Raw genomic sequence first — 24,519 nt, 5'->3', positions numbered from 1 at the left:
GGTTATCAATATTTTAATTGATAGAAACTTTTGCTTTCTTTAACTGAGGGATAATATGTTGTCCAATACGCTCGATTTCATTGTCATGCAACAAACTTGTCAAGAGAAAGAATTCTGCACCAGCTTCATGATATTTTTTTAGTGTTTCAACAACCTCCTCATAACTGCCTACAATTGATATCGAATTTGATGGGTTTACTTGGCTAAGCCCGCCCCACAGATTCTCTCCTACCATGTAGTTATTTTCGGCAGTCAGGTCTTTGTACCGTCCAAGTCCTACAGAATCAGAGGTTTTGAGAAATGCACGTGTTATTCGCTTCGTGATTGGTGATGTATTTTCCAATAGTTCACTTGCCGCATTCCACGCTTCTTCGCTTGTTTGTCTTGCGATAATATCGACAAGTACTCCGCAGGAAATGCTTCTTCCTTTTTCTGACGCCATCTGTTTGACTTTGTTGTAATGTTTTGAAATCAAATCGAACTCGCACGCATACAAAATATATGCATCTCCAAAATGCGCAGCAATAGTCATCGCTTCCTCAGAGCTGCCCGCGACGAAATAGCGTCCTCTCTTCTCTACGTTCTCCTTTGGATAAATGTCACAGTTGCTAATGTGAAAAAACTCTCCTTTGTAACTAGTAGTTCCTTTACGAAGTAACTGAATGATCTCCATAAACTCTTTCGTACGTTGATATCTGGTGGAATGTGAATCAGCTTGAGCTTCACGGGAAAGAGCAATGCTGGAACTCCCCGTAATCACATTAACATCAGCCCGATGGTTAATCATCTGATTGAGAGTATTCAATGCTTTAGAAGTATAGGTCGGCAAACAATGGTTGGTATTTTGGGCAAGCAGGATGCGAATACTGGTGGTTTCCAAACCAATCTTCGTGGATGCAATAAAGGGATCAACTGAGGTTGGAGTACTAGAAACAAGTACACCATCAAAATTATTTTTTTCAGCGCGTAAAGCTTGATCCGTATACGCGCGATATAGTTCATGGTATTGATCTGTCGGCACAACCGGTAATGCCCAACAAAATTCCATAATCTGTTCCCTCCTGCTTCCGAACTTCCCTGATTGGACATAGCCGGATGGTGCAAAAAGCACCATCCTTCCAGCCTGTCCTGGATATTCCTCTTATTTTAAAAATCGAAATCACCTTGATCAATTTGCAGCACGAGTTCCTTATAATCATGTGAAATCGAGATATCCTGCAGCCTTACTTGGACATCCGACGCAACTTGCTCCATAAGCTCCAGATAGCGTTGGACAAACTTCTCTATCGTCTCCCGTCTAAACAGCTCAGTAGAATATTCGATAGTCATCTCCAGCTTATCCTGAGCCTCAACTGCACGAAGAAGCAGGTCAACTTGAGCTCTTTGGTGCCCAAATTCGAACGGCGATACGTGAAGACCGTTGAACTCTAGTTGCTCGGTATCCATGTTTTGTAGAACAAACATAACATCAAACAGTGGATTGCGTGAAATATTACCTTGCAGTCCAAGACTGAGAACCAAATCTTCATATTGGTACTTCTGATTTTCAAAGGCTTGCAGAGAGTTTTCTTTTACCTCTGCCAAAAATTCCTTAAATGTTCTCTCTCCTTTTGGCTGGTTCCGCATCGGAAGCATGTTAACGAACACTCCCATGATGTTCTGCAAATCAGTATGCGGTCTACCAGCAATTGGGGAGCCGATTACTATATCTTCCTGTCCAGTGTACTTATACAGAAGAGCATTGTAGATTGCTAACATCACAATGTATAGAGTGGACTCTTCCTGACTAACAAGCTTTTTTATCTTTGCTGTCAATTCTGAATTGATCTCAAATGACAATGTATCTCCCACAAAGTTTGATACTTTTGGTCTTGTATAATCTGTAGGTAGATCAAGTACAGGAATTTGATCTTCAAACCGTTTCATCCAGTACTCCTTCTGCTTTTTGACCGCTTCCTGCTCTCTCTCACTGTTTTGCCACTCTGCGTAGTCCTTGTATTGAATGCGAAGCTGTGGGAGTTCTTCTCCAGCGTATAGCTTCATCAGATCCCTTACGAAGATGTCAAAAGAAACACCGTCCGTGATGATGTGGTGAATATCGACTATCAGGATATGCTTCGCCTCATGCAGTTTCACGAGCCCAATACGTAAAAATGGCGCAACACTTAAATCAAAGGCTCTGATAAAATCACGCACAAGCTGTGGTGCTTGGGTTTCTTTCGCTTCTGCATACGTCAATTCAAAATCAACATGGTCATGAATGAATTGCTTTGGTTCATCATCGATCATTTGAATGGATGTACGGAACACTTCATGTCGTTGAATTACATTTCGAAAAGCTTGCTCTAGTCTCTTCCTATCAAGCTCACCTTCCAACAATACGGCAGCCGTATCGTTGTACGCTGTGCTAGCTGGATGAAGCCGGTGTAAAACATAGAAGCGTTTCTGGGGCGAGGATAGAACATACGCGTCCTTAGGTGTTGCTGCATCAATAGAATGGTACCCGCTTTTCTCTGCGTTTTGAATATACGTGCAAAGTGTTTCAATGGTCGGTGTATCGAACAACTGTGCCACCGGTATTTCCACATGCAACTCCTTATGAATTCGAGACACAAGGGTAATTCCTTTCAGCGAATCACCACCAAGCTCAAAGAAATCGTCTTCTATTCCTATTTGATTTACACGGAAAATTTTCTGCCAAATCTCAACCAGCTCTTTTTCTAATTCGGTGCGGGGCTCCACATAAGAGCTCATTAACATTGGTCTGGCATGCAATACTACCTCGCTGTCATTTTCCTCTTCACTGCGTAACGATTGGAGATGAACCCACTGATTGATTCGAACCTGTAAATCCCCTGGTGAGTTGGCAACCCAAGTTTCTCCAGAGGCCAAAATACGTTGAAAAACTTGAACTCCTTCCTCCGGTAGCATCGATAGTTCCCAGATGCTTCCTCCAACAGTTTTGTCCTTTTCAGTCTCATCCCAGTATTTCCAGTCGCTCCAATTCACGCTTATCCAAGGCACGAGCGCGTCCCTGTTATATTTTTGAACAAAATAATCCATATACAGGTTAGCGGCGGAGTATGCAGTAAAACCAAGCCCACCCAACACAGAAGCGATCGAGGACATTAACAAGCAGAAATCTAGCTGTTTTTCCCTAAGGACTTCCGAAAGCACACGTAATCCGTACATTTTCGACTTAAATTGGTCCTCGCAGTCTGTTTTCTTGAGATCCTTCATTAGATTGAACGTGTTGCCTCCTAAAACACCCGCGCCGTGAATCACCCCATTTAGCGAACCGTGGATTTGCTCTGCTTGTGTAATAACAGCTTGCATTTGATCTTTATCTGCGACATCACAAGCAAATAGTAGAACTTCTCCACCCATCTTCTCCAGTTCTTGTATTTTACGGATTTTCTGACTGATGGGGTCTTTTTCATCATGTGTCTCTATCCACTTTTTCCACTGCTCGCGACCAGGCAAGCCTGAACGTCCTGTAAGGATTAATTTGGCTCGTACAGTCTTAACCAGATATTCCGCTAGGATCAAACCAATACCGCCTAAACCTCCCGTTATTAAGTAAACCCCTTTTTCCCGCAGCGGAGACGGGGTTTCTTCTACATTGTCGAGGATTTGCGGTACATAGCCTTGTACCCAGCGATTTTTCCCTCGATAAGCAACAAGTTTGTCTGTGGAAGGAGAGCAACATTCAGCCATTAGTTGTTCTACAAGTTTTTTCTCTTGCTTGCTTCCCATGCTTGGAAAAACAATGTCAATATGAGAGCAATTCAAATACGAATACTCCTGTGGAGCAACTATCGCTGGGGAGAGTACGGTAGCCTTCTCCGGAATCAATGGCTCATCACCTAGTATTTCATGAACATTGTTGCTTATGATCTTGATATCAATCTGCTCATTTATTTGCTTGCCAACAAGTGATTTCATTAAATGGAACAAGCTGTAGAAACCGCGTTCTTGAAAATCTGATAAACTCAGTGCAGCATTTTCCTCTATTGAGGTTACTCCTAAAAAGTGGGCAATGCGTGTTGGAAGCTTATCGTCCTTGCTAAGTTCGCTTAAAAGCATCGAATAGTGGCTCTCTTCCTTCAAATTCAACTGATAGCAATTTTCAGCTAATTTTTCGAAGGTTTCACCTACCTTAACGACCACAACCGATTTCGCCACATTTTCCAGACCTGCTGCCACCTTCGTACCTAATCCACCTTCATCCGTAAAAATAAGCCACCTTTGCTCTGCAAGTGATTCGTTACTTTTCGCCTTCTGAAGAGGGACTGAAGACCACTGCGGTGTGTAAAACCACTCGCTAATATTTTCTTTTTTATAAAGTTGCGGCTTCTTTTTCGTTAATCTCTGACTTAATTCAAAAGGATTCTCTTGTATCTTGTAGCTAATAGGATCAAAGGAATAGGTGGGTAGCGGAATACGCTGACGTTCCTCATCCCCGTAGAAATTAGTCCAGTCTACATATACTCCTAATCCCCACAAGCGAGCAAGCTTTGTTAGCAAGAAGCAAACATCAGAGACTTTTTGCTGGGGGTGCTTGGCTGTATGCAATACTCGTTCAGGTTCATCCTCGAAGAAACGGTTGAGCAGCACGCTTATGTCCCTACTTGGACCAATTTCGACAAAAACGCTATCCTTATCCTGTTTGAGTGTTTCAATTCCATCTGCAAATCGTACGGTTTCACGCATATGAGTCACCCAATACATCGGATCTTGAACTTGTTCAGCTGTGATCCAAGTACCCGTTACATTTGAAACAAATGGAATTTCTGGCTCTTGTAGTGGAATAGTCCGGATAACCTGCTCAAATTCTTCAAGAATCGGATCGAGAACGATGGAGTGGGCGGCATGTTCACTTGGCACTCGCATACTTAACAGACGATTAGCCCGCAGCTCTAGCTCAAATTCTTTAATGGCTTTTTCTGATCCTGACACGATGCTAGACACTCCGTTATCAATTGCTAAGGAGATGGCGTTGCTGTCGCTATCTTTATGTTTTGTTATAAACAATGCCATTCTTTCACTTGTTTCTCTAGCATTTAACGGTACACTAAGCATCGCTCCAGAGACTTTATTCATTAGTCGCCCGCGTTCTACAATTAGTTTTAAAACATTGTGTAGGGAAAATACCCCCGCGATGGTTGCAGCCACATACTCACCAAAGCTATAGCCTATGACAGCGGACGGTTGAATCCCCCATTGCATGAGTAGCTGGGCAAGCGCATATTCAAAAGTGAAGAGAATCGGTTGTCCAAATTCGTTTGTATGAATCTGTGTTCTTGCCTCATCTTCATTATCTGCGGGAAATAACACATTTTTTAGATCAAAGCCCAGCAATGGTTCCAGAATATGAAAGCATTTATCTACTTCCGCTCGGAACTGTGGTTCCTGCTCATATAAATCGCGTCCCATGTTAACATACTGAGAACCTTGACCAGAGAACATGAATACGACAGGACGATGTTCTCCTTTTGCCTTAACCGTGTCTATTTTATTTGTATCTGTGGACAGTAGCAGTTCACTTGCTTCCTCAACGCTTTGGCAAAGAAGAGTTCGTCTATACGTAAATGGTTTTCTACCAAGCTGCAGCGTATAGGAGACATCAGCCAGATTTACATCAGGATGTTGACGTAGATAATTCCCTAGATTCTGAGTCATCCGATCTAATGAGGATACCGTTTTAGCGGAAAGCACAAGCATTTTCCATTCACGTAGAGAGTCACTGGAAATAAGAGGAGACGATGCCTCTTCCAGAACAATATGTGCATTCGTACCACCGATGCCAAACGAACTGACTCCTCCGCGCAACGGATAAGACTCGGATTTCCATTCTCGCAATTGGGTATTGACGAAAAACGGACTATTATCGAAATCAATTTGTTTATTAGGCGTTTCAAAATGGAGGCTAGCTGGAATTTGACGGTTTTGCAAAGCCATAACAACTTTGATAAAACCAGCTACGCCTGATGCCGCATTAAGATGACCTACATTTGATTTCACCGAGCCTATTGCACAATACTGGCGCTTATCTGAATGGAATGCTTGCTTTAAGGCACTAATCTCAATTGTGTCACCTAATTTGGTCGCCGTTCCATGCGTTTCTATATAGGTAATGCTCTTCGGATCGACATTTGCACTGGAGTGCGCGGCACGGATTACATCGGCTTGGCCCTCCACGCTTGGTGCCGTGTAACCGACTTTACGATTGCCGTCATTGTTAATGGCCGATCCTTTGATAACGGCATGGATGAAGTCTTTATCTGCTACTGCATCCTCCAACGATTTGAGTACAACGACACCTACTCCATCGCCAAACAGCATTCCGCTTGCCTTTTCATCGAAGCTTCGGCAATGCCCATCTACCGAGAACAGCATTCCTTCCTCATAGACGTATCCAGCTTTATCCGGTTGTGTAAGCGTAATTCCTCCCGCTATTGCCATGTCACACTGTCCGTTTAACAGGGATTGGCAAGCCGTAATAATTGATACAAGGGAAGTAGAGCAGCCTGTAAATATATTAGAGCTTGGTCCTTTTAAATTCAATTTATAGGAAATTTGTGTACTTAAAGAATCTTTATCGTTTAAAAGAGAGGCGAGGAATTGCCCCGATGGTTCATTCGCTTCTGCCAACGTAGCCATTACCTGCCAGTACAAATTTGGCGACGCCCCTGCAAAAACCCCGACAGAGCCTTGATAGGAATCTATGTTATAGCCCGCGTGTTCAAGTGCTGCCCACGTACACTCATGAAAAACTCGTAGCTGAGGGTCCATTACCATAGCGTCTTTTGGTGTGTAATCGAAGAAGGCAGAGTCAAAACACTCCGTCCCTTTCAAATATCCTTTGGCCTTTACATAATTAGGAAGACGGTATTGATCAGGATCTACACCCGCTTCTTTAAGCTCTTCATCTGTGAAAAAGACGACGGATTCTACTCCATTTCTTAGATTCTCCCAGAATTCATCAATATCCTTTGCCCCCGGGAAACGTCCTGCCATCCCGATTACAGCAATATCACCACTCATTTTTCGTGTGTTGTTTATACGGCCCGTCGATACTTCCTCCACTTCCTCTTCTACTTCGTCACCGCTCAAATGTTTCGCCAGTAACTGGATGGTTGGAAATTCAAACATGGCTTCAATGGGTATATGCTTCTCCAGGCCTTTGACAATCTTATTGTGAATTTGAATAATGTCTAGTGAGGTAGCTCCCAATTGAAAGAAATTTTCGGCCGGATTAACGTTATCTACTCGATAGAAATCCATCCAGATTTCGGAAATCAATTGCTCTATCTCTGCCATTCTGGTTCTATTTTTCATGTATTGGATACGTTTCTGCTGTTTTGGTGCTTTTCCTTTTCCGCTCATACCCGATCGTTCTTCCTGAAGGACCTCTAAGTTAATCCATTGGTTAAAGCGACTGTATAAATTCCCTGAAGAAATAACAACCTGATGAACTCCTTCAAGGCCTAGCACACATTGGAACGTTTTGATTCCTTCCGTGGGGGTCATTTCTAGCATTTCGATGCTTTCGCTAACGAAGGTTTTATTGTACTCTTTGCCCGTATATTGCCAATCGCCCCAGTTCACACTAATCCAACGGTTTGGATTCAAAAGACTTTGTTTTTCGGCAAAAGCGTCCAGATAGAGATTAGCTGCCGCATACGCTACGAAACCTAGTCCCCCAAGGATCGGAGACAGGGATGACACAAGCATGCAAAAATCAAGCGGCTTGTCACGTAGAACTGTTTCCAGTGTCAATGTTCCATATAATTTTGGCTGAAATTGCTCCTCGCATTCCTCTTTTGTAATTCTTTCCATCATACATTGAGCTGACTTCACTCGCAAAATTCCTGCAGCATGAATTACGCCGTGGATTGATCCGAACTTGTCTTCTGCTTGAGCAATGACATCGGGCATCTGATTTTCGTCCGCGACATCGGCACTGATAACGAGCACTTCTGCTCCATACTCCTCCAAATGCTGAATGTGGCGTATTTTTAAGCTGATGTCGTCCTGTTCTTCATGATTTGCAAGCCATGTTTTCCACTCTGCACGCGGTGGCAATTGGGTACGTCCCACGAGTACCAGTTTTGCTTGGATTGATTTTGCGAGGTACTCGGCCAGTTTAGTTCCGATACCGCCAAGCCCACCTGTAATCAAATAGACTCCTTTTTTACGTAATTGTGGTACCGTAGCCTCGTTGCTTAAAGAAAGTACAGCTTCTACTTGTTCTACAGGAACACGGCTAAAGGTACGAACATAGCGCTCTTGATTCCGATAGGCAATAACTGTGTCTCCTATCTTGCTGGTCAGTTCTGTAAACAATGGTTCAATGACATCTTTCCCACTCAAGCTCTGCTCATCTGTCCCGGCTATATCAATGCTACGGCACCTGATATTTTGAAACTCCTGAGGTATTACTTTGACGGGAGCAAGCAACATTGCCTTTTCAGGCTGAACACGATCGGTATCAGTCACTTTTTGCATCTGGCTTGTTATTACGGAGATTTGAAGCGGCTCGATCATATTTTGTTCAGAAATCGCTTTTACTAGGCGGATAAGAGAGTAATAGCCAAACTCCATAGATGCAATGCCTATCTCATCCTTATTGACATTCCACATATGGATGATCTCATCGGGGAGGGTGTCATGATAGCGCAGGTTCTGAAACAACTGTTTATAATCGTTTTCCTCACTTGCTTGGATGGCATATTCCCCTTCTGATTTCTGGCTGTAAGCTGCCCCACTTCTAACGATTGACACATGATGACCCGATTTTCTCAAGCGGTTGGCTAGCTCGCTTCCCACATTCTCCTCGTCAATAAAAATCAGATATTTTTTATTTTCTTGCTTCTCTTGCTTCATAGTGAAAGGTGCTGATTCCCATGTGGGTAAATAAAACCACTCCGCAATGTTTTCGTTTTTTTGAACCTTTTGTGTTTTCGGCATGACAGTTTGGGGAATGACAGGATCAGGCCAGTAACGTTGTTTTTCAAAGGGATAGGTTGGAAGAGATACACGGCGTCTTTTTTCTCCGTCATAAAAGCTCTTCCACTCTGGTGTTTTTCCATGTGTCCAAAGTGTGCCAAATGATTGCCACAACTGATAAGCCTCGCTGTTACCTTTCTCCTGATTCATAACAGTCACAATTCGTTTTGCCTTGTCATCGAGACATTTCGCTAAGTAGATGCATTGTTTATCCGAAGCGAACAATTGCAGAAATAACGCATCGGCAGTTGTTGCAACCTCTTTTAAGCCTACAGCCTCTTCTTCCTGTTCATACAGGTGCCGAACCCAGTAGCCACAATCAGATGCTTGTTGATTGGTAATCCAAGTACCTGTCACGCTTGAGATAAAAGGTAGCCTTGGGGTTTGTAGGGAGATCGTTTGAGCCAATCGTTGGAAGTCCTCTACGTTCGCTGTTTGAGAATAAAGGATCTTTCCACGAGCGACCACTAGAGACAACGCTTCCTCCAGACTCATAACTTCCCCTACTACTGCACTTACATATTCTCCTATGCCAAATCCAAGCATCGCCGTAGGCTTAACTCCCCGAGCGATTAACAAGGAAGCAAGCGCGTATTGCAAGACGAATGCAAGCATCTCTGAAATTTCTGGCTGCTTCAAAACGATTGCAATATCGTCAAGGTTATATTTGGGATACAATACATTTCGCAAGTCATACCCTGTAATGGACTGTATTTGATTAAAACAGCGATCTAAAGCATTTATGAATGTAGGCTCTGATAAATATAATTCCTCCAAAAGGTTAACCTCTGAAAAACCATGCTTCTGAAATAGGAAAATCACATCACTTTGATTTTCCTTAGCCAATGTAGCCTTTCCTTTGCTTGCTAAAAGCTTTGTAATGGCTTCCTCTCGATTCGATGCCACAATGGCTCTGCGATATGGAAATTCTCGGCGTCCAACCTGCAACGTGTAGGCTACATCCGCTATCTCTACTTTTGGTTGGCTACTGAAATACTCCACCAATTGATTTGCAGCGTTATCCAATGCAGTCAATGAACGTGCGGACAGTGGAAAAACGTACTGATTGATGCTTTGATTAGGTTCGCTTTCGATGGTCGGAGCTTCTTCCAAAATCGCATGAACATTGGTTCCTCCATACCCAAAAGCGCTTACGCCGGCACGCAGTGGATAGTTGTCGTGCTCCCAAGCCTGTAATTCATTCACAATATAGAAAGGACTGTTGACAAGCTTAATCCTAGGATTAGGACGATTAAAATGAAGCGTTGGGGGTAGTTGCTTATGCTTTAAAGCCAGGACTGTTTTTAAGAACCCAGCTATCCCTGCCGCTGTGTCAAGATGCCCAATGTTAGATTTAACTGACCCAATTCCACAAAAGCTTTTTTGTTCGGTTGGAAAGGCTCGTTTAAGAGCTTCAAATTCAATGGTATCCCCCAGATTAGTCGCTGTGCCGTGAGTCTCGATATAACTGATACTCTCTGGCTCTACCTCGGCAAGAGACTGAGCAGCCATGATGACCTCTGCCTGTCCCTCTACACTTGGCGCCGTATATCCTACTTTACGTGCGCCATCATTGTTTGCGGCCGTTCCCTTTATTACAGCCCAGATATTGTCTTTGTCAGCCATTGCATCCTCAAGTCTTTTCAGAACAACCATCCCAACTCCATCGCTAAATACTGCACCTTTTGCATCAGCGTCGAATGCACGAACATGCCCATCTGGTGACGAAGTAAGTCCCTGCTCGTAGAGATAGCCTTTTTTGTTAGGATAGGAGACACGCACACCCCCTGCTAAAGCAATGCTACACTCCCCGGTAAGTAGAGCACGGCAAGCTAAGTGGATGCTCAACAGAGAGGTAGAGCAAGCTGTGTACATCGTAAAGCTTGGCCCTTTTAATCCTAGTTTATAAGAAGTAAGCGTACTAATCGCATCTTTGTAGCAAAGGGTTCCTGCTTCATGTAATGCCGCTCCGCCATCATTTTTCATAAGCGGGGATTGTGCCACCCACTCGTAGTTGGAGGCCGCTCCAACATATAGTCCGATCAATCCCTCATAGGATTTAGGATCATAACCAGCATCCTCTAATGCTTGCCAGCTACATTCCTGGAGAAGACGAATCTGCGGATCCATAATCTCCGCTTCCCGTGGAGAATAGCCAAAGAAACCAGAATCAAATTCTTCAATACCTTCAATGTATCCTTTTGCTTTTACGTAGTTTGGCTTTTGCAGGAGAGCGGGATCAATTCCCGCCTCGCGCAATTCTTCATCGGTAAAAACCGATATGGTTTCTACCCTATTTTTTAGATTTTCCCAATATTGTTCTAGGTTATCAGCTCCTGGAAATTTACCCGCGATTCCAATAACAGCAATTTCCAGTCCAGTATGATGAGTTTGCTCTGCTTTTTTCGTCATTTTGTGGACCGCCCCATTTTCGAGATTGTGCTCTTCATGAGTTGTTTAGACTTGTTCAACTCATCCGATTTTGTTTGTTCCCGTATTTCCTGTTTATCCTCTGACAACTCCTGAATCAAATAAGCTGCAAGCGAGGCAATTGTCGGGTATTCATACATCGTCACAACTGAAATATCAAGGTTGAGCATCTCTTTTACCTTTCGATTAACCTGAATCAAGTCAAGTGAGCTTGCTCCTAGGTCGAAGAAGTTATCATGTATCCCAACTTGCTCAATGCCGAACATTTTTTGCCAAATATTCGCAAGCTTTCCTTCTATTTCACTCTTCGGAGCAACATAGTTGGTAGAGAGTTTTGGACGCTGATTTATTTCGCGTGAAAACTGTCCCTGTTCCAAAACAGCCTGGAAATGGGCCGAACCCTCAGCGATTTTCTTAATCAAATCCTCAGATGAAACCGCCACCTGTGGTGAAGCGCTGTGCAAGGCACGCTTGAGAACTTCCACTCCCTCAGATTGATTTAACCCGTCCTGGAGAATAGTCTCTACATTTGTATGGAGTGCTTTCGCCCAGTACTTTGCTGACTCGATAGACATTCCTACCTCTTGCCAATCAGGCCAGTTGATTGACACAGTGTGAACGCCATCCCGTGCCGTTTTATAAAAGGCATAGGCATCAAGGAATTCATTTGCAACGTTGTAGGCAACTTGCCCGACCTTACGATGATAGGAAACGTTACCTATGGAGGAGCATAGCACGAAAAAATCGAGCTTTTGTTCACGTAACAAATAATCTAGCGCAAGTGTTCCATGTATTTTCGGTTTAAGAATAGTCCCCACCGTTTCACGTGTGCGATTTTGAATTAATCCTGCATAGTCAGCAATCCCAGCGGCATGAACCACACCGTTTATTCCGCCGAACCGCTCATTCGCAGATTGAATCACGTCTGCCATTTGAAGCTGATTCGATACATCTGCTCTGGCAACCATTACTTCTGCTCCATCGCTTTCCAGCTGGATAATCTCTCTGATTTTCTGGCTGATGCTGTTATCCTCTGGATGACTGTTCAACCAATCACTCCATGCCATTCGCGGCGGAAACTCCGAACGTCCAATCAAAATTAACTTTGCCTGATAGTTCTGGGCAAAATCCTTTGCTATAGCAAAGCCCATGCCACCCATGCCACCTGTTATCAGATAAACGCCATGCTGTTTAAGCCTTGGTGTTGACATTAGAGCTTCCCGATATGATTTTTTCATGATTTGTACCCATCGATAATTGTTACGATAGGCGACAACCTTATCCTCAGATACGGTCTCTAGCTCCGCTAACAATTGCTGTGCTACTTTTTCCCGCTTATAAGGATCTGAGGTAGACAGGATATCAATATGGCGGCAATTCACATTGGAGTACTCTAGAGGTGCAACTTTAACAAATCCAAGTACTGTCGCCTTTTCAGGCTGTAACTCTTCTTCACCGGTTACCTCTTGCGTGTTGTTTGTAACGACGAGTATATCAAGGGGAATGGTATTCATCTGTCTTCCAAGAGCCTGTACAAAAAAAACAAGACTGTAAAATCCGAAGTCGATCGCTTGTTCTACACGTGTTGTATCAAGCCCATAATACTTATCCTCATTCACACTCCACAGGTGCAATACCTTGGTTGCTGTGAATCCCAACTCTTGCATTTCATGAAGCAACTGGTCATAATGATGGGTTTCACTCGGATGGATTACGAAGCTACGATCGTCTATCTTTCTATACGTAACACCTTTATAAACGACAACAATATTTGAATTCATCTGTTTAATCTTCTCTAGTAAACATTTGCTTAGTGAAGTATCGTCTGCAAAAATCAGTACGGACTCCATCGCAAGACGTTCCCCATAGCCATCAGACAAAGGGACCCTCTCCCATGAAGGCACATAAAACCAATCTGCCATATTCGTCTTTTTGGCGCTCATCGCCTCCTGTAACAAATTCTGAGCTTTGCTAGAGATTGGAGTAGATTGAGTCCACGACCAAAAGCGTTTCCGCTCAAACGGATAGGAGGGAAGTGGGATTCTTCTCCGCTGTTCCTTTTTATAGAATGCCTGCCAATCTATTTGTACACCCACTAACCACAACTGAGCGATTTTTCGATAAAAGAACAAAGCTTCAGCCGTTCTTTCTTGTGGATGAGGAAGTAAATTAGTAACGAAGTGATCCTCTCTTCTGTCAGTGTGGCGAAGAACAAATGTACTAAGGACACGGCCGGGTCCTACTTCAATAAAAGCAGATTGTTCGGTATTCAACAGCTCCTTGACCCCAGCAGCAAACTGAACCGTCCCGCGTAAATGCTTCACCCAATACATAGGATCAGTAGCATCCTCTATAGTAATCCAAGTGCCTGTTACATTTGATACAAAGGGAAGTTGCGGCTCACGAAGTTCAATTGTGCGCACCACCGATTCGTACTCAGTCAAGATTGACTCCATCATCGCTGAATGGAAAGCATGAGAAGTATGCAACTGGCTGTGCTCTACTCCTTTTTCTGTTAACAAAGCACTACACTTCTCCATCGCTTCATGACTTCCTGAAACTACACACAGCGCTGAGCTATTCACGGCTGCTAACGAGACATCGTGAGGGAGTAGCGAAAGAAGAGCTGATTCTGCGAGCTGCACACTGAGCATCGCCCCCGCTGGCATTGATTGCATCAATTTGCCCCGCATTGCCACCAGTCTTAATGCATCTTCTAATGAAAATACCCCAGCAATGCAAGCCGCAACATATTCACCTATGCTGTGACCGATCATTGCCTGCGGCTGTATGCCCCATTCCATTAACATTTGGGCCAAAGCATACTCTACTGTAAAGAGAACCACCTGTGTTACTTCCGTCTGCAGTAGCCTTTCAGAAGCCCATTCTTTTTGATCCTCTATCGGATAGATAATTTCCCGCACATCGTACCCGATGATAGGCTGAAGTATTTCAGAACACATATCCACGATAGTACGGAAACTTTCTTCTTTTTGATATAATTCATGACTCATATTGATATACTGCGAGCCTTGTCCGGAAAACATAAATGTAACAAAGCGATTAGGTTTGATAAGCTGTTTGGTCATCACCCTATCCGTATCTGGAAGACCAAGCAGCACAGTCGCCTCTTGCACATTTTTAGCCACAATCACTTTTCGGTATGGAAAGGTTTTCCGTCCAACCTGTAATGTATAGGCTACATCCGAGAGGTTTACTTCCGGCTGAGCAGTGAGATATCTTTGTAAATTCTCTGCCGCCTTTTTCAAGGCAGTTTCCGTTTTAGCGGAAAGCATTAGGAGCTTCCATTCGCGCTTCTCAGGGTAATTAACCATCTTTGGAGCTTCTTCAAGGATTACATGAGCATTGGTCCCTCCCATACCAAATGAGCTGACACCTGCTCGTCGTGGTTTTTCTCCTCTTGGCCATGCAGTGAGCTGTTTATTAACAAAAAATGGACTGTTTACAAAATCGATCTTTGGATTCCTTGAGTGGTAGTGCAGACTCGGGGGAAGCAGTTCATGCTGAAGAGAAAGTACTGTTTTCATAAATCCCGCTACACCAGCAGCAGCATCGAGATGACCAATGTTGGTTTTTACTGAACCAATTGCACAGTACCCTTTTTGATTTGTGTGGAAAGCGAGTCGTAATGCCTCAAACTCGATTGGATCACCTAGTGCAGTTCCCGTTCCGTGTGCCTCAACGTAACTGATGCTCTCTGGTTCAACTCCGGCCTGTCTCTGAGCCTGATGGATGACTTCGGCCTGTCCCATGACTCCTGGAGCAGTAAATCCTACCTTGTCGATACCATCATTATTGATTGCTCCCCCTTTGATAACAGCATGAATGGTATCACCATCTAACAATGCATCATCGAGCCTCTTCAACACCACAATCCCGATACCATTCCCACCGATTGTCCCATTGGCATCCTTGTCAAACGCACGGCAGCGACCATCTGGAGAGTGAATCATTCCTTCCTCGTATAAATATCCAGTTTTTGGCGGGTAGGTAATTCCAACACCACCAGCTATAGCAATTTCACAGTTGCCTTGTATTAATTCTTGATAAGCCATTTGAATTGCTACCAATGATGTCGAGCAAGCGGTTTGCACTGTCACACTTGGACCTTTCAGATTTAGCTTGTACGCTAGACGTGTGCTAAAAAAGTCCTTCTCATTAAGTAGCATTGCAGCGAACTCTTCCAAGGAGTTTTGGTTTTGAAGTGCTACTTGATGAAGCCAATGAAAATTCGAGGAAGCTCCAACAAACGTACCGATACGGTGAACATTTTCATCCATTAAGTAACCAGCCTGCTCTAAGGCTTCCCACGCACATTCATGAAGCAAGCGCAGCTGCGGGTCCATCCATTCTGCTTCCTTTGGCATATATTCAAATAAAGATGCATCAAAATATTCAAAATCATCAAGATATCCCTTTGCCTTTACGTAGTTTGATTTCTTGATCAACTCCGCGTCAATTCCTGCTTCCAGAAGCTCTTCGTCCGTAAAAAAACGAATACTTTCGATTCCATTTTTTACATTTTCCCAAAATTCATCAACATTCCTTGCTCCTGGGAACCGTCCTGCCATTCCAATGACAGCCACATCCTGATTGTTAGTGTCCTTTACCTTCTGGAGAGATTCTTGCTCTGAATGGTGTAAAAGCATTCTTTTGTCCTGCTCCGCTTCTTTATCTGCTTGAGACAAATATTCAGTGAGCGAAGCTATCGTCGGATAACGAAAGAGTGTAGCTACTGTCAATTCTGTTTCCAAGGCCTTATTGAGTCGGCTGTATATACGAATTAACTTCAGTGAGTTTCCGCCTATGTCAAAGAAATTATCGTATAAGCCAACACTCTCGACTTCTAACACTTCCTTGTAAATGTCCGCAATCGTTCGTTCTAATTCGGTTTGTGGTTTCACATAAGTCGTCTTCTGAGCTGATTGGGTAAGCTCTGGAGCAGGGAATGCTTTACGGTCTAGCTTTCCATTGGTGGTTAAAGGCATTTCATCCAGACGGATAAAGACATGTGGAACCATGTATTCCGGAAGACGTTTAAGCAGAAATTGCTTTGTCTTTGCCACATGTAGTTCTTCTTGACTTACTACGTAGGCAGCAAGATAATCATCTTGATTTTTATCTTGTTTTACCAATACGACCGCTTCTTTTATGCCGGGAAACTCAAGTAGTTGATGCTCAATTTCTCCAAGCTCGATGCGGAATCCTCGCACTTTTACCTGATAATCGACGCGCCCCAAATATTCGATGTTGCCATCCGTTAGCCATCTGGCAAGGTCACCTGTCAGATATAATTTCTTTTCTGGATCAAAAGGATGATCAATGAATTTCTCACGGGTCAAGGCAAGGTTGTTCGCATAACCACGTGCGAGACCCGCTCCCGAAATGCACAGTTGGCCTGGAACACCTACTGGCTGTAACATAAGGTTTCGATCTACTATCAAGAATTGAATATTGTCAATTGGCTTGCCGATAGGAACCTTTTCATAATCAATCCATGGTGAGCAATTGAAATATGATACGTCTACGCATGCCTCAGTCGGTCCATACAGATTGATCAGCTCTGTTTTACATTGCTCAAATAGCAGCTGATTAAAACGTTTCACCAGATGAACGCCCAATGCTTCTCCGCTTGCAAAGACTCTCTGTAAGCTTTTCAACTTGTGTGTTTGTTCAAATTCCTCAATAAATTCCAAAAAGACATGTAGCATAGAAGGCACAAAATGCATCGTCGTTACTTTATCACGCCGAATCGCCTCTACAATGCATTCGGGATTCCCTTCTTGACCTGGTGCGAGGAAAGAAACCGTCGCCCCCTGAATCGACCACCAAAACAGCTCCCAAACAGAGACATCAAACACATATGGTGTTTTCTGCAGAATCACATCCTCAGGGCTGATCGGGTAGGCCTTTTGCATCCAGCTCAATCGATTTACAACGGAGTGATGTTCGATGCATACCCCTTTTGGCTTTCCAGTAGAGCCTGACGTATAGATCACATAGGCGAGGTTTTTGGGCCCACTGTTATGTTCCAAGCAGTCTTTATTAGAATGGTAAGTATCCCTGTCCTCTAAATTAAGGACATTGTATTCCTTGGAGAATTTATTCATAAATGGCGGTTGTGTGACAACCAGATTCGTTCCACTATCATTGAGAATATAGGTAAGACGTTCCATAGGAATGTTTGGATCAATCGGTAAATAGGCTCCGCCTGCTTTCCAAATTCCCAATAACCCAACAATCATTTCAACAGAACGCTCCGTGCAGATTCCTACTATTGTATCCGCTTCAACTCCATGTTGGCGAAGAGTTCGTGCTAATTGATTCGTACGTTCATCCAATTGACGATAAGTAAGGCTCGCTTCTCCACAAATAACAGCTATTTTCTCGGGAGTCTGCTTTGCTTGTTCACTAAATAATTGATGGATTGGTTGTTCGAAAGCATACCAAGCATCAGTTTGATTCCATGCTTCCAGCTTTTCAAGCTCCCTTTCAGAGAGGAGTTCCAGCTTTCTAAAGCATCTTGTTGGATGTTGGATGAGCTGAGTAATGATTCTTGAATAGTGTTGCGCCAACCGTTCTACTACATCCCGATCAAACAAAGCCTGCTCGTAAGTGAAAACCAGATTGGTTTCTTCAAACAATTCCACTGCAACCGTTAAATCATAATTGGTTACCTCGTGCATCTCATATGAAGTAACACGTAAACCCTGGTTCTCTTGAAAGAGTTGTTTGTCTAACGGATAGTTTTCAATAACGAGAAGCGTATCGAAAAGTTCTTCTTTTTTATCTAATAGACTCACTTGTTTTATATTGACCAGCGACGTGCTTTCAAATCGGGTTCTGTTCTGAACGTCTTGGTTGACTCGTTTCAGATAAGTAAGCAACTCCGTTTCCGAATCTATTTTCATACGGAGCGGAAGAGTATTAATAAAGAGCCCAACGACTTGTTCAAGACCCTCTGTATCTCCCGAACGACCTGAAACCGTTGTACCAAAAATTACATCATTCGTATTATTATACCGGTTGAGCAGAAGTCCCCATGCCGTGTAGAACAATGACGCTACGGTGACTTGGTGCTCTCTGCAAAATGCTTCGATTTGTGATGCCACGTAGGAATCCAACGTAATTTTGTGCTTAGCGATATCGCCTTTCTTAACAGCATTATGTTTTTTAATCGCAAGCGGAGTCTGTGTATCAAATCCTTCCAAATACTTTTCCCAAAAAGCATTTTGTTTTTCCTGATCTTGCTGTTGCAACCACGCAATATATTCCTTGTACTTAGGCTTCTTTGGAAAGAACGAGGACTGTCCCGTCACCAAGCTGCAGTATCTTTGAAAAAATTCCTTTAGGATAAGACCGTTGCTCCACCCGTCATATAAGATGTGATGATTGCTGATTGCCATTTGATGATGATCAAAAGCTAATTTATAAAGCTCAATTCGAAAAGGAACCTCCAAAAGACTGAAGGGTCTGCCAAGATCCGCTTTCTTTTGTAAGGTAATCTGTTTCGTTTGCTCAGCAGAAGGCAAGTCAGAGAAATCATAGTAATTACATTCGAGCTGATGTTCTTTTAAAATGATTTGAACAGGCTGATTAACCTCCTTCCACCGGTACAGAGCTCGCAACATTTCGTTAGCTTGAATAACATCGTTCCAAGCTTGTTTAAAAACGGCTAAATCCAGCTTTCCTGAAATTGTTAGCGATAGTTGTTCATGATATTGCTCCCATTCAGGCTCTTTTAAAAAGTGAAATAACATTCCTTCTTGAACGGGAGATAGTCCCATGACATCCTCAACGTTATTTCTGTCTATTTTTTCTGAATGTGCCATTTTATAACCTGCCTTTATTAAAGGATCGTTTCCTAGCTTTGCGGATCAGGCAAAGATTTGCGATCAATCTTGCCGTTGGAAGTTAACGGCAGTGATTCAAGTGTCATGTAAATACTGGGAACCATATATTCGGGCAAGCGTTCTTTCACGAATCTTTTTAGATCAGATACCGAAAACTCTTTTTTAGAAACAACATAGGCAACAAGGTGAACGATCGTTTCTGATTGTTCATTGACTGTTACGACGCATTGGTCAATCGTTTCGAAATCAGTAATGGTTGCTTCAATCTCTCCCAGTTCGATCCGTAGCCCTCGGATTTTCACTTGATGGTCCAATCTGCCCAAATATTCAATGTTTCCATCGGGTAGAAAACGAGCTAAATCGCCGGTCTTGTACATCTTTTCTCCCAGGATAAAGGGATTTTCAACAAATTTTTCCGCTGTCAAGGCAGGATTATTTAGATAGCCGCGGGCTAGCCCCACTCCACCTATACAAAGCTCCCCTAACTCTCCAGATAGTTGCAATTGATCTTCTTGGATAATATACATGCTTGTGTTGTGTATCGGCTTTCCTATTGGAACCCTCTTGACTTCCTCATTCATCGGGCAATCATAGTAGGTTACATCGATCGTTGCTTCCGTTGGGCCATACAAGTTCGTCAGTTTTGTTCCATTGGTTTCATGCAGAACCTGATTAAATTTTTTCACATGGTTAGGCGTCAATGCTTCCCCGCTGACAAAAACTTGTTTTAAGCAACGCAATCGCCGAATTTCTTCTTCTCCTGCATCCTGAAGATAATTGAGAAAGGCGTTCATCATAGACGGTACGAAGTGCATCACCGTAATCTTATTCTTCATGGCAGTCTCAACGATCGCTTGCGGGAAACGTTCGAAGTTAGGTAGCAGGAAGCATACTTTTGCGCCAACTATAGACCACCAAAACATTTCCCATACAGAAACATCGAAACCAAAAGGCGTTTTTTGCAGTATCACATCATTCGTATCGAGAGGATAAGCTTGCTGCATCCAGTGTAGGCGATTCACTAAAGAATGGTGTTCGATCATTACACCTTTTGGTCTTCCAGTCGAACCAGATGTATAAATGACATAGGCCAGATCGGTCGGACTATTGGTGCATGACAAATTATCAGAATCCCCCTTGTAAAGATTCTCATCTTCAAGGAAAATGGTCGGAATGTCATACGAGTGCATGACTTCTCTTTTGGTCAACATCAGCCTACAACCGCTGTCCTCCAACATATAACGGATTCGCTTCTCTGGATTGGACGGCGTAATGGGCAAGTATGCACCGCCTGCCTTGATAATGGCAAAGATACCTATAATCATTTCAAGTGAACGCTCAAGCATGATTGCCACAATATGGTCAGGGCCAATACCATGAGCGCGAATACGTCTTGCCAATTGGTTTGCTTTTCCATTCAACTCTTGATACGTAATCGTCTGATCCTTATAAATAGCAGCAATCGCATCTGGTGCAACAGCCACCTGTTCTTCAAATAATTGATAAATTGTTTTGTTTTTAGGATAATCTACTTTTGTTTTATTGTTTTGTAGGAACAAAATTTGCTGTCTATCGGCTTCTGAAACAAATAGGTTCGATTTACTCATATCGACTCTACCCTTCTGTTCTCACGCTAGCCAGCGTTCTTTTCGCTTTTTTGGCAAAGCTTGAACCAAGTATCATTTGATGAATCTGATTGCTGCCCTCTACAATTTCCATCGTTTTAGAATCTCGGTAAAATCTAGAAACAGAAAAGTTCTCATTGCACCCCATCGCCCCCAATATCTGGACTGCGTTAGCAGAGTGTCTAGCTCCAGCACGGGAAGCGAAGTATTTAGCAATCATGATTTTTTCAGTTGCTTCCGGGGAGTGCTCATCCTTAGCCTTACACGATGAAATGCAGAGATGAGCTGTTGCTTCATAGTCAACACCCATGTCAGCCATAAAATGTGAAATCATTCCATGATCGATTAAGCGAGCGTTAAACGCTTTTCGTTCCATCACATGAGAACCGCATATTTCTAAGCAGCCTCGCAACAGCCCTAATGAAGCAAAAGCAATGCTGATACGACCGAATTCCAGTGCGTAGGGAGCAAGATAAGACAGCGCAAAATTGGGTTTACCAATCATATTTTCCTTGGGAATCACACAGTTATCGAATTCTAAAAACGCCAAATGCGATGCCTTAAATCCTAGCATTCCCTGAATCGGTGTGATCGTTAGCCCTGGTGAATCTCTTTCAACAAGGAAAGCAACAGGTTTGTCCTCTAGCTTTCCAAAGACAAGTAGGACATCTGCAACAGCACCAAAGGTAATCCATTGCTTTTTACCGTTTAGGAGAAAATAATCGCCCTGCTCCGTATAGCTGGTCTCCATCATTTGCAAATCACTGCCTGCCCCTGGTTCGGTCAACGCAAGTGCCGCGATTTTTTTTCCTGTAGAGAGGTCTGTTAACCAACGTTTTTTCTGCTCTTCCGTTCCCCATTTCAGCAATGTTTGGGCTACCATGGTGTGTACGTTAAACAATCCGCTCAGAGAGATGCTGAACCGACCAATAGCTTCGTTCAGCAATCCATACGTTACAAAATCCCACTCCTGACCCTTGTATTTTGCAGGTAATGTTCCTCCAAGGAAGCCTGCCTTTGCAGACGTTTCGATGATATCCCGCGGAATTCTCTCTTCGCGGTCCCACTGATTTGCGTATGGCTCTACATGTTCTTCGGCGAATGCAAGAAATTGATCATAATGAGCTTTTTGTTTTGAAGTTAACAGATTATGCATACTTACACCTCGCCCTGTTTGCTTTTCACGAATTTAGAAATTGCGTTAACAGAACGATAGTTCTCAATATCGAGATCATCCATTGTGATTTTGATGCTGAACGTCTTCTCCAGAAACGTCATGAGCTGAATGGCGAATAAGGAATTGACTAAGCCTTCTTCAAAAATCAGAAAATCATTGTCCAGCTCACCAACGTTTACATGATCGATGATATAATCACTAATCATTTTTTCAGTTGTCAACGTACTCATGTAAGAATCATTCCTCTCTTTTCTATCAATTCACTATTTCGAATAGTCATAAAATCCTTTTCCGGCTTTTCGCCCCACCAAGCCTGCATCCACCATTTTACGAAGAAGGGGGGCCGCCCGGAATTTTGGCTCTTGGTAGCTGTCATACAACACTCCCAAGGAATCGAGCACCGTATCCAAGCCTATTAGATCTGCCGTTTCAAGTGGACCCATTGTATGACCGAAGCACTTTTTAAATATCTCGTCTACCTGCTTAGGTGTCGCCACTTGATCTTGTACGACAAATGCTGCCTCATTCATAAATAAGTGCGAAATGCGATTGGATACAAATCCAGGTAAGTCATTGATAATAATCGCATCCTTGTCCAACTGTGAGAGAAACGCTTCTGCATGCTCGATCGTCTCCTGAGAAGTAAAATGCCCTTTGATTACCTCGATGGAGGGCTTCATAAAAACAGGGTTCATAAAATGCATGCCGATTACCTTGTCAGGGCGTTTGGTCACACCGCCAACCTTCGTAATGGAGATGCACGAGGTGTTAACCGCAAAGCATACATTCGGTTTGCAGATTCGATCTACTTCCATATAAACAGCATGTTTAATCTGCCAGTTCTCCGTTACATTTTCCACGATGAAATCGCACTCACTGACATCCTCTAAAGAAGTCGTAAAGGAGACAAGCTCAATCACTTGCTCTGGTGTCAATTTCGGTACGTCTTTCTTTACCAGTGGTGCAAAGCGAACCGTATGTAATATCTCCTTTTTCGCTTTTTCCAACGTTTCTTCCGATACATCTACAAGCACAGAGCGAATTTTGTGTAGGGCAAGATCGACAACCATGCCAATCCCCATTGTTCCTGCTCCGATGATTCCCACGTTTTGAAACATGCTATCATTCTCCTTTTTGTTTACACAAAATGATCGTAAATTAGCTAGAAAATCGTTTATGACCCAGTACTTTTTTCATTTGATCGGCACGTTTCTCCTCAGGCAGGTTCTTTGCTACTAATGCAGTTTGAAGCATCTGAATTGCCGCTTCCGCATGTTCTTTTTTTGCCAGTGTTTTTGTTTCCAGCAACTGCTCGTAACTGTTTTGCACCTGGTCAAATGTTTGCACTACCAGTTCTTCATAATGGCTAATCTGCTTGTTATAGTTTTTCGTACTCACTACTGTTGCCAGACACTTGGCAATAAGATGCATATACTCCTCTTCGTTAAAGAAGAAGACATTTTTTATCACTTGTAAATCTTCAGCTTTATCAAATGAATATACTGGATATTCCTTGGTGTTGCTCTCCAGCAAATACTTCAGTACTGTTTTTGGTCCTAGCTCGATTGCTATGTCAGTTTCTCGTGAAAGTCCATATTCTAGTGATTCTTGCCAACGAATGGGGGAAACCAGTTGTAAGGATAGATTTTCGGAAATACTTGCTCGATCTGTAAATGGAAGTGCAGTGTAATTGGATATAACGGGATATTGCGGCTGTTGATAGTTATAATTGCTTAAAATTCCTTTGAACTTGCTTGCTGCTTCTTTCATTAGCGGACTGTGAAACGGACCTGACATTTTTATTGGAATGGCAATGCCACCAGCTTCAACAACTTTATCCCCTGCTTTGCGAATAGCAGTGTTTGTGCCTGAAATTGAGGTTTTTAGAGGTGAATCATAAGCAGATACATATACTTCCTCCCCTATTCGTGAAACTTCCTCACAAATTTTCTCAACGGTTTTCGAATCAATATTCGTTACCCAAGCCATTGTACCCGCGATTCTTTTGGCTACGTCACTAACCACATCACCACGTTCCTGTACCATTTGCAGAGCATCCTTAAACTGAATGGCACCAGCACAAACAAGCGCCGAATACTCCCCGAGACTATATCCCATCGAAAAAGCCGGTAATAAACCGATCTCTTCCATAAAAACTCGATACGTTGTCACCCCAACACATACAAGAGCTATCTGTGAATTTTTTAATTTTTGCAGTTCATCTTTGCAGTCAGGAGAAAAACATAGCTTGGCTATATCCATTTTTACGGCGTCACTCGCTTCTTCAAAGGCAAGCTTCGCCACCGAAAAGTTGTCATAAAGTGTTTTGCCCATCCCAAAATAATGGGAGCCCACTCCTGGAAACATGAAGATTATGTTCGACATATATTTTCTCCCTTGT

Annotated in this window: 8 protein-coding genes; all 8 read right to left on the bottom strand. The window is 43.1% G+C overall.

Annotated elements, in window-relative coordinates:
- Positions 1-13 precede the first annotated feature (13 nt).
- The 8 genes from AYJ08_RS05570 to AYJ08_RS05535 all read right to left on the bottom strand — a co-directional run bounded on the left by AYJ08_RS05570 (position 14) and on the right by AYJ08_RS05535 (position 24,503).
- Positions 14-1,048 carry an LLM class flavin-dependent oxidoreductase gene (locus AYJ08_RS05570; protein WP_064016904.1) on the bottom strand — a complete coding sequence of 345 codons (1,035 nt, stop codon included), beginning with the start codon at positions 1,046-1,048 and terminating at the stop codon, positions 14-16.
- Positions 1,049-1,146: 98 nt separating this feature from the next.
- Positions 1,147-11,424 carry a type I polyketide synthase gene (locus AYJ08_RS05565; protein WP_064016903.1) on the bottom strand — a complete coding sequence of 3,426 codons (10,278 nt, stop codon included), beginning with the start codon at positions 11,422-11,424 and terminating at the stop codon, positions 1,147-1,149.
- Positions 11,421-19,295: a non-ribosomal peptide synthetase/type I polyketide synthase gene (locus AYJ08_RS05560; protein WP_064016902.1), complete on the bottom strand. Its 7,875-nt coding sequence runs from the start codon at positions 19,293-19,295 to the stop codon at positions 11,421-11,423. The genes AYJ08_RS05565 and AYJ08_RS05560 overlap by 4 nt, the downstream gene beginning before the upstream one ends.
- 32 nt (positions 19,296-19,327) lie before the next feature.
- Positions 19,328-20,923 carry a non-ribosomal peptide synthetase gene (locus AYJ08_RS05555; RefSeq protein WP_064016901.1) on the bottom strand — a complete coding sequence of 532 codons (1,596 nt, stop codon included), beginning with the start codon at positions 20,921-20,923 and terminating at the stop codon, positions 19,328-19,330.
- Between the two features lie 7 nt (positions 20,924-20,930).
- Positions 20,931-22,097, bottom strand: a complete 1,167-nt coding sequence (locus tag AYJ08_RS05550) for an acyl-CoA dehydrogenase family protein (protein WP_064016900.1) — start codon at positions 22,095-22,097, stop codon at positions 20,931-20,933.
- A gap of 2 nt (positions 22,098-22,099) precedes the next feature.
- Positions 22,100-22,348: an acyl carrier protein gene (locus tag AYJ08_RS05545; RefSeq protein WP_031415676.1), complete on the bottom strand. Its 249-nt coding sequence runs from the start codon at positions 22,346-22,348 to the stop codon at positions 22,100-22,102.
- Between the two features lie 33 nt (positions 22,349-22,381).
- Positions 22,382-23,236: a 3-hydroxyacyl-CoA dehydrogenase family protein gene (locus AYJ08_RS05540; RefSeq protein ID WP_064016899.1), complete on the bottom strand. Its 855-nt coding sequence runs from the start codon at positions 23,234-23,236 to the stop codon at positions 22,382-22,384.
- Between the two features lie 40 nt (positions 23,237-23,276).
- Positions 23,277-24,503, bottom strand: coding sequence for an ACP S-malonyltransferase (locus AYJ08_RS05535; protein WP_064016898.1), 1,227 nt, complete (start codon positions 24,501-24,503; stop codon positions 23,277-23,279).
- Between the last annotated feature and the right edge of the window lie 16 nt (positions 24,504-24,519).

Source organism: Brevibacillus sp. SKDU10 (assembly GCF_001645205.1).
In the GTDB taxonomy this organism is placed as follows: Bacteria; Bacillota; Bacilli; order Brevibacillales; family Brevibacillaceae; genus Brevibacillus_B; species Brevibacillus_B halotolerans.
Note: the sequence above shows the minus strand (reverse complement) of the source record. Positions and strands in the feature narration are given on the sequence as shown.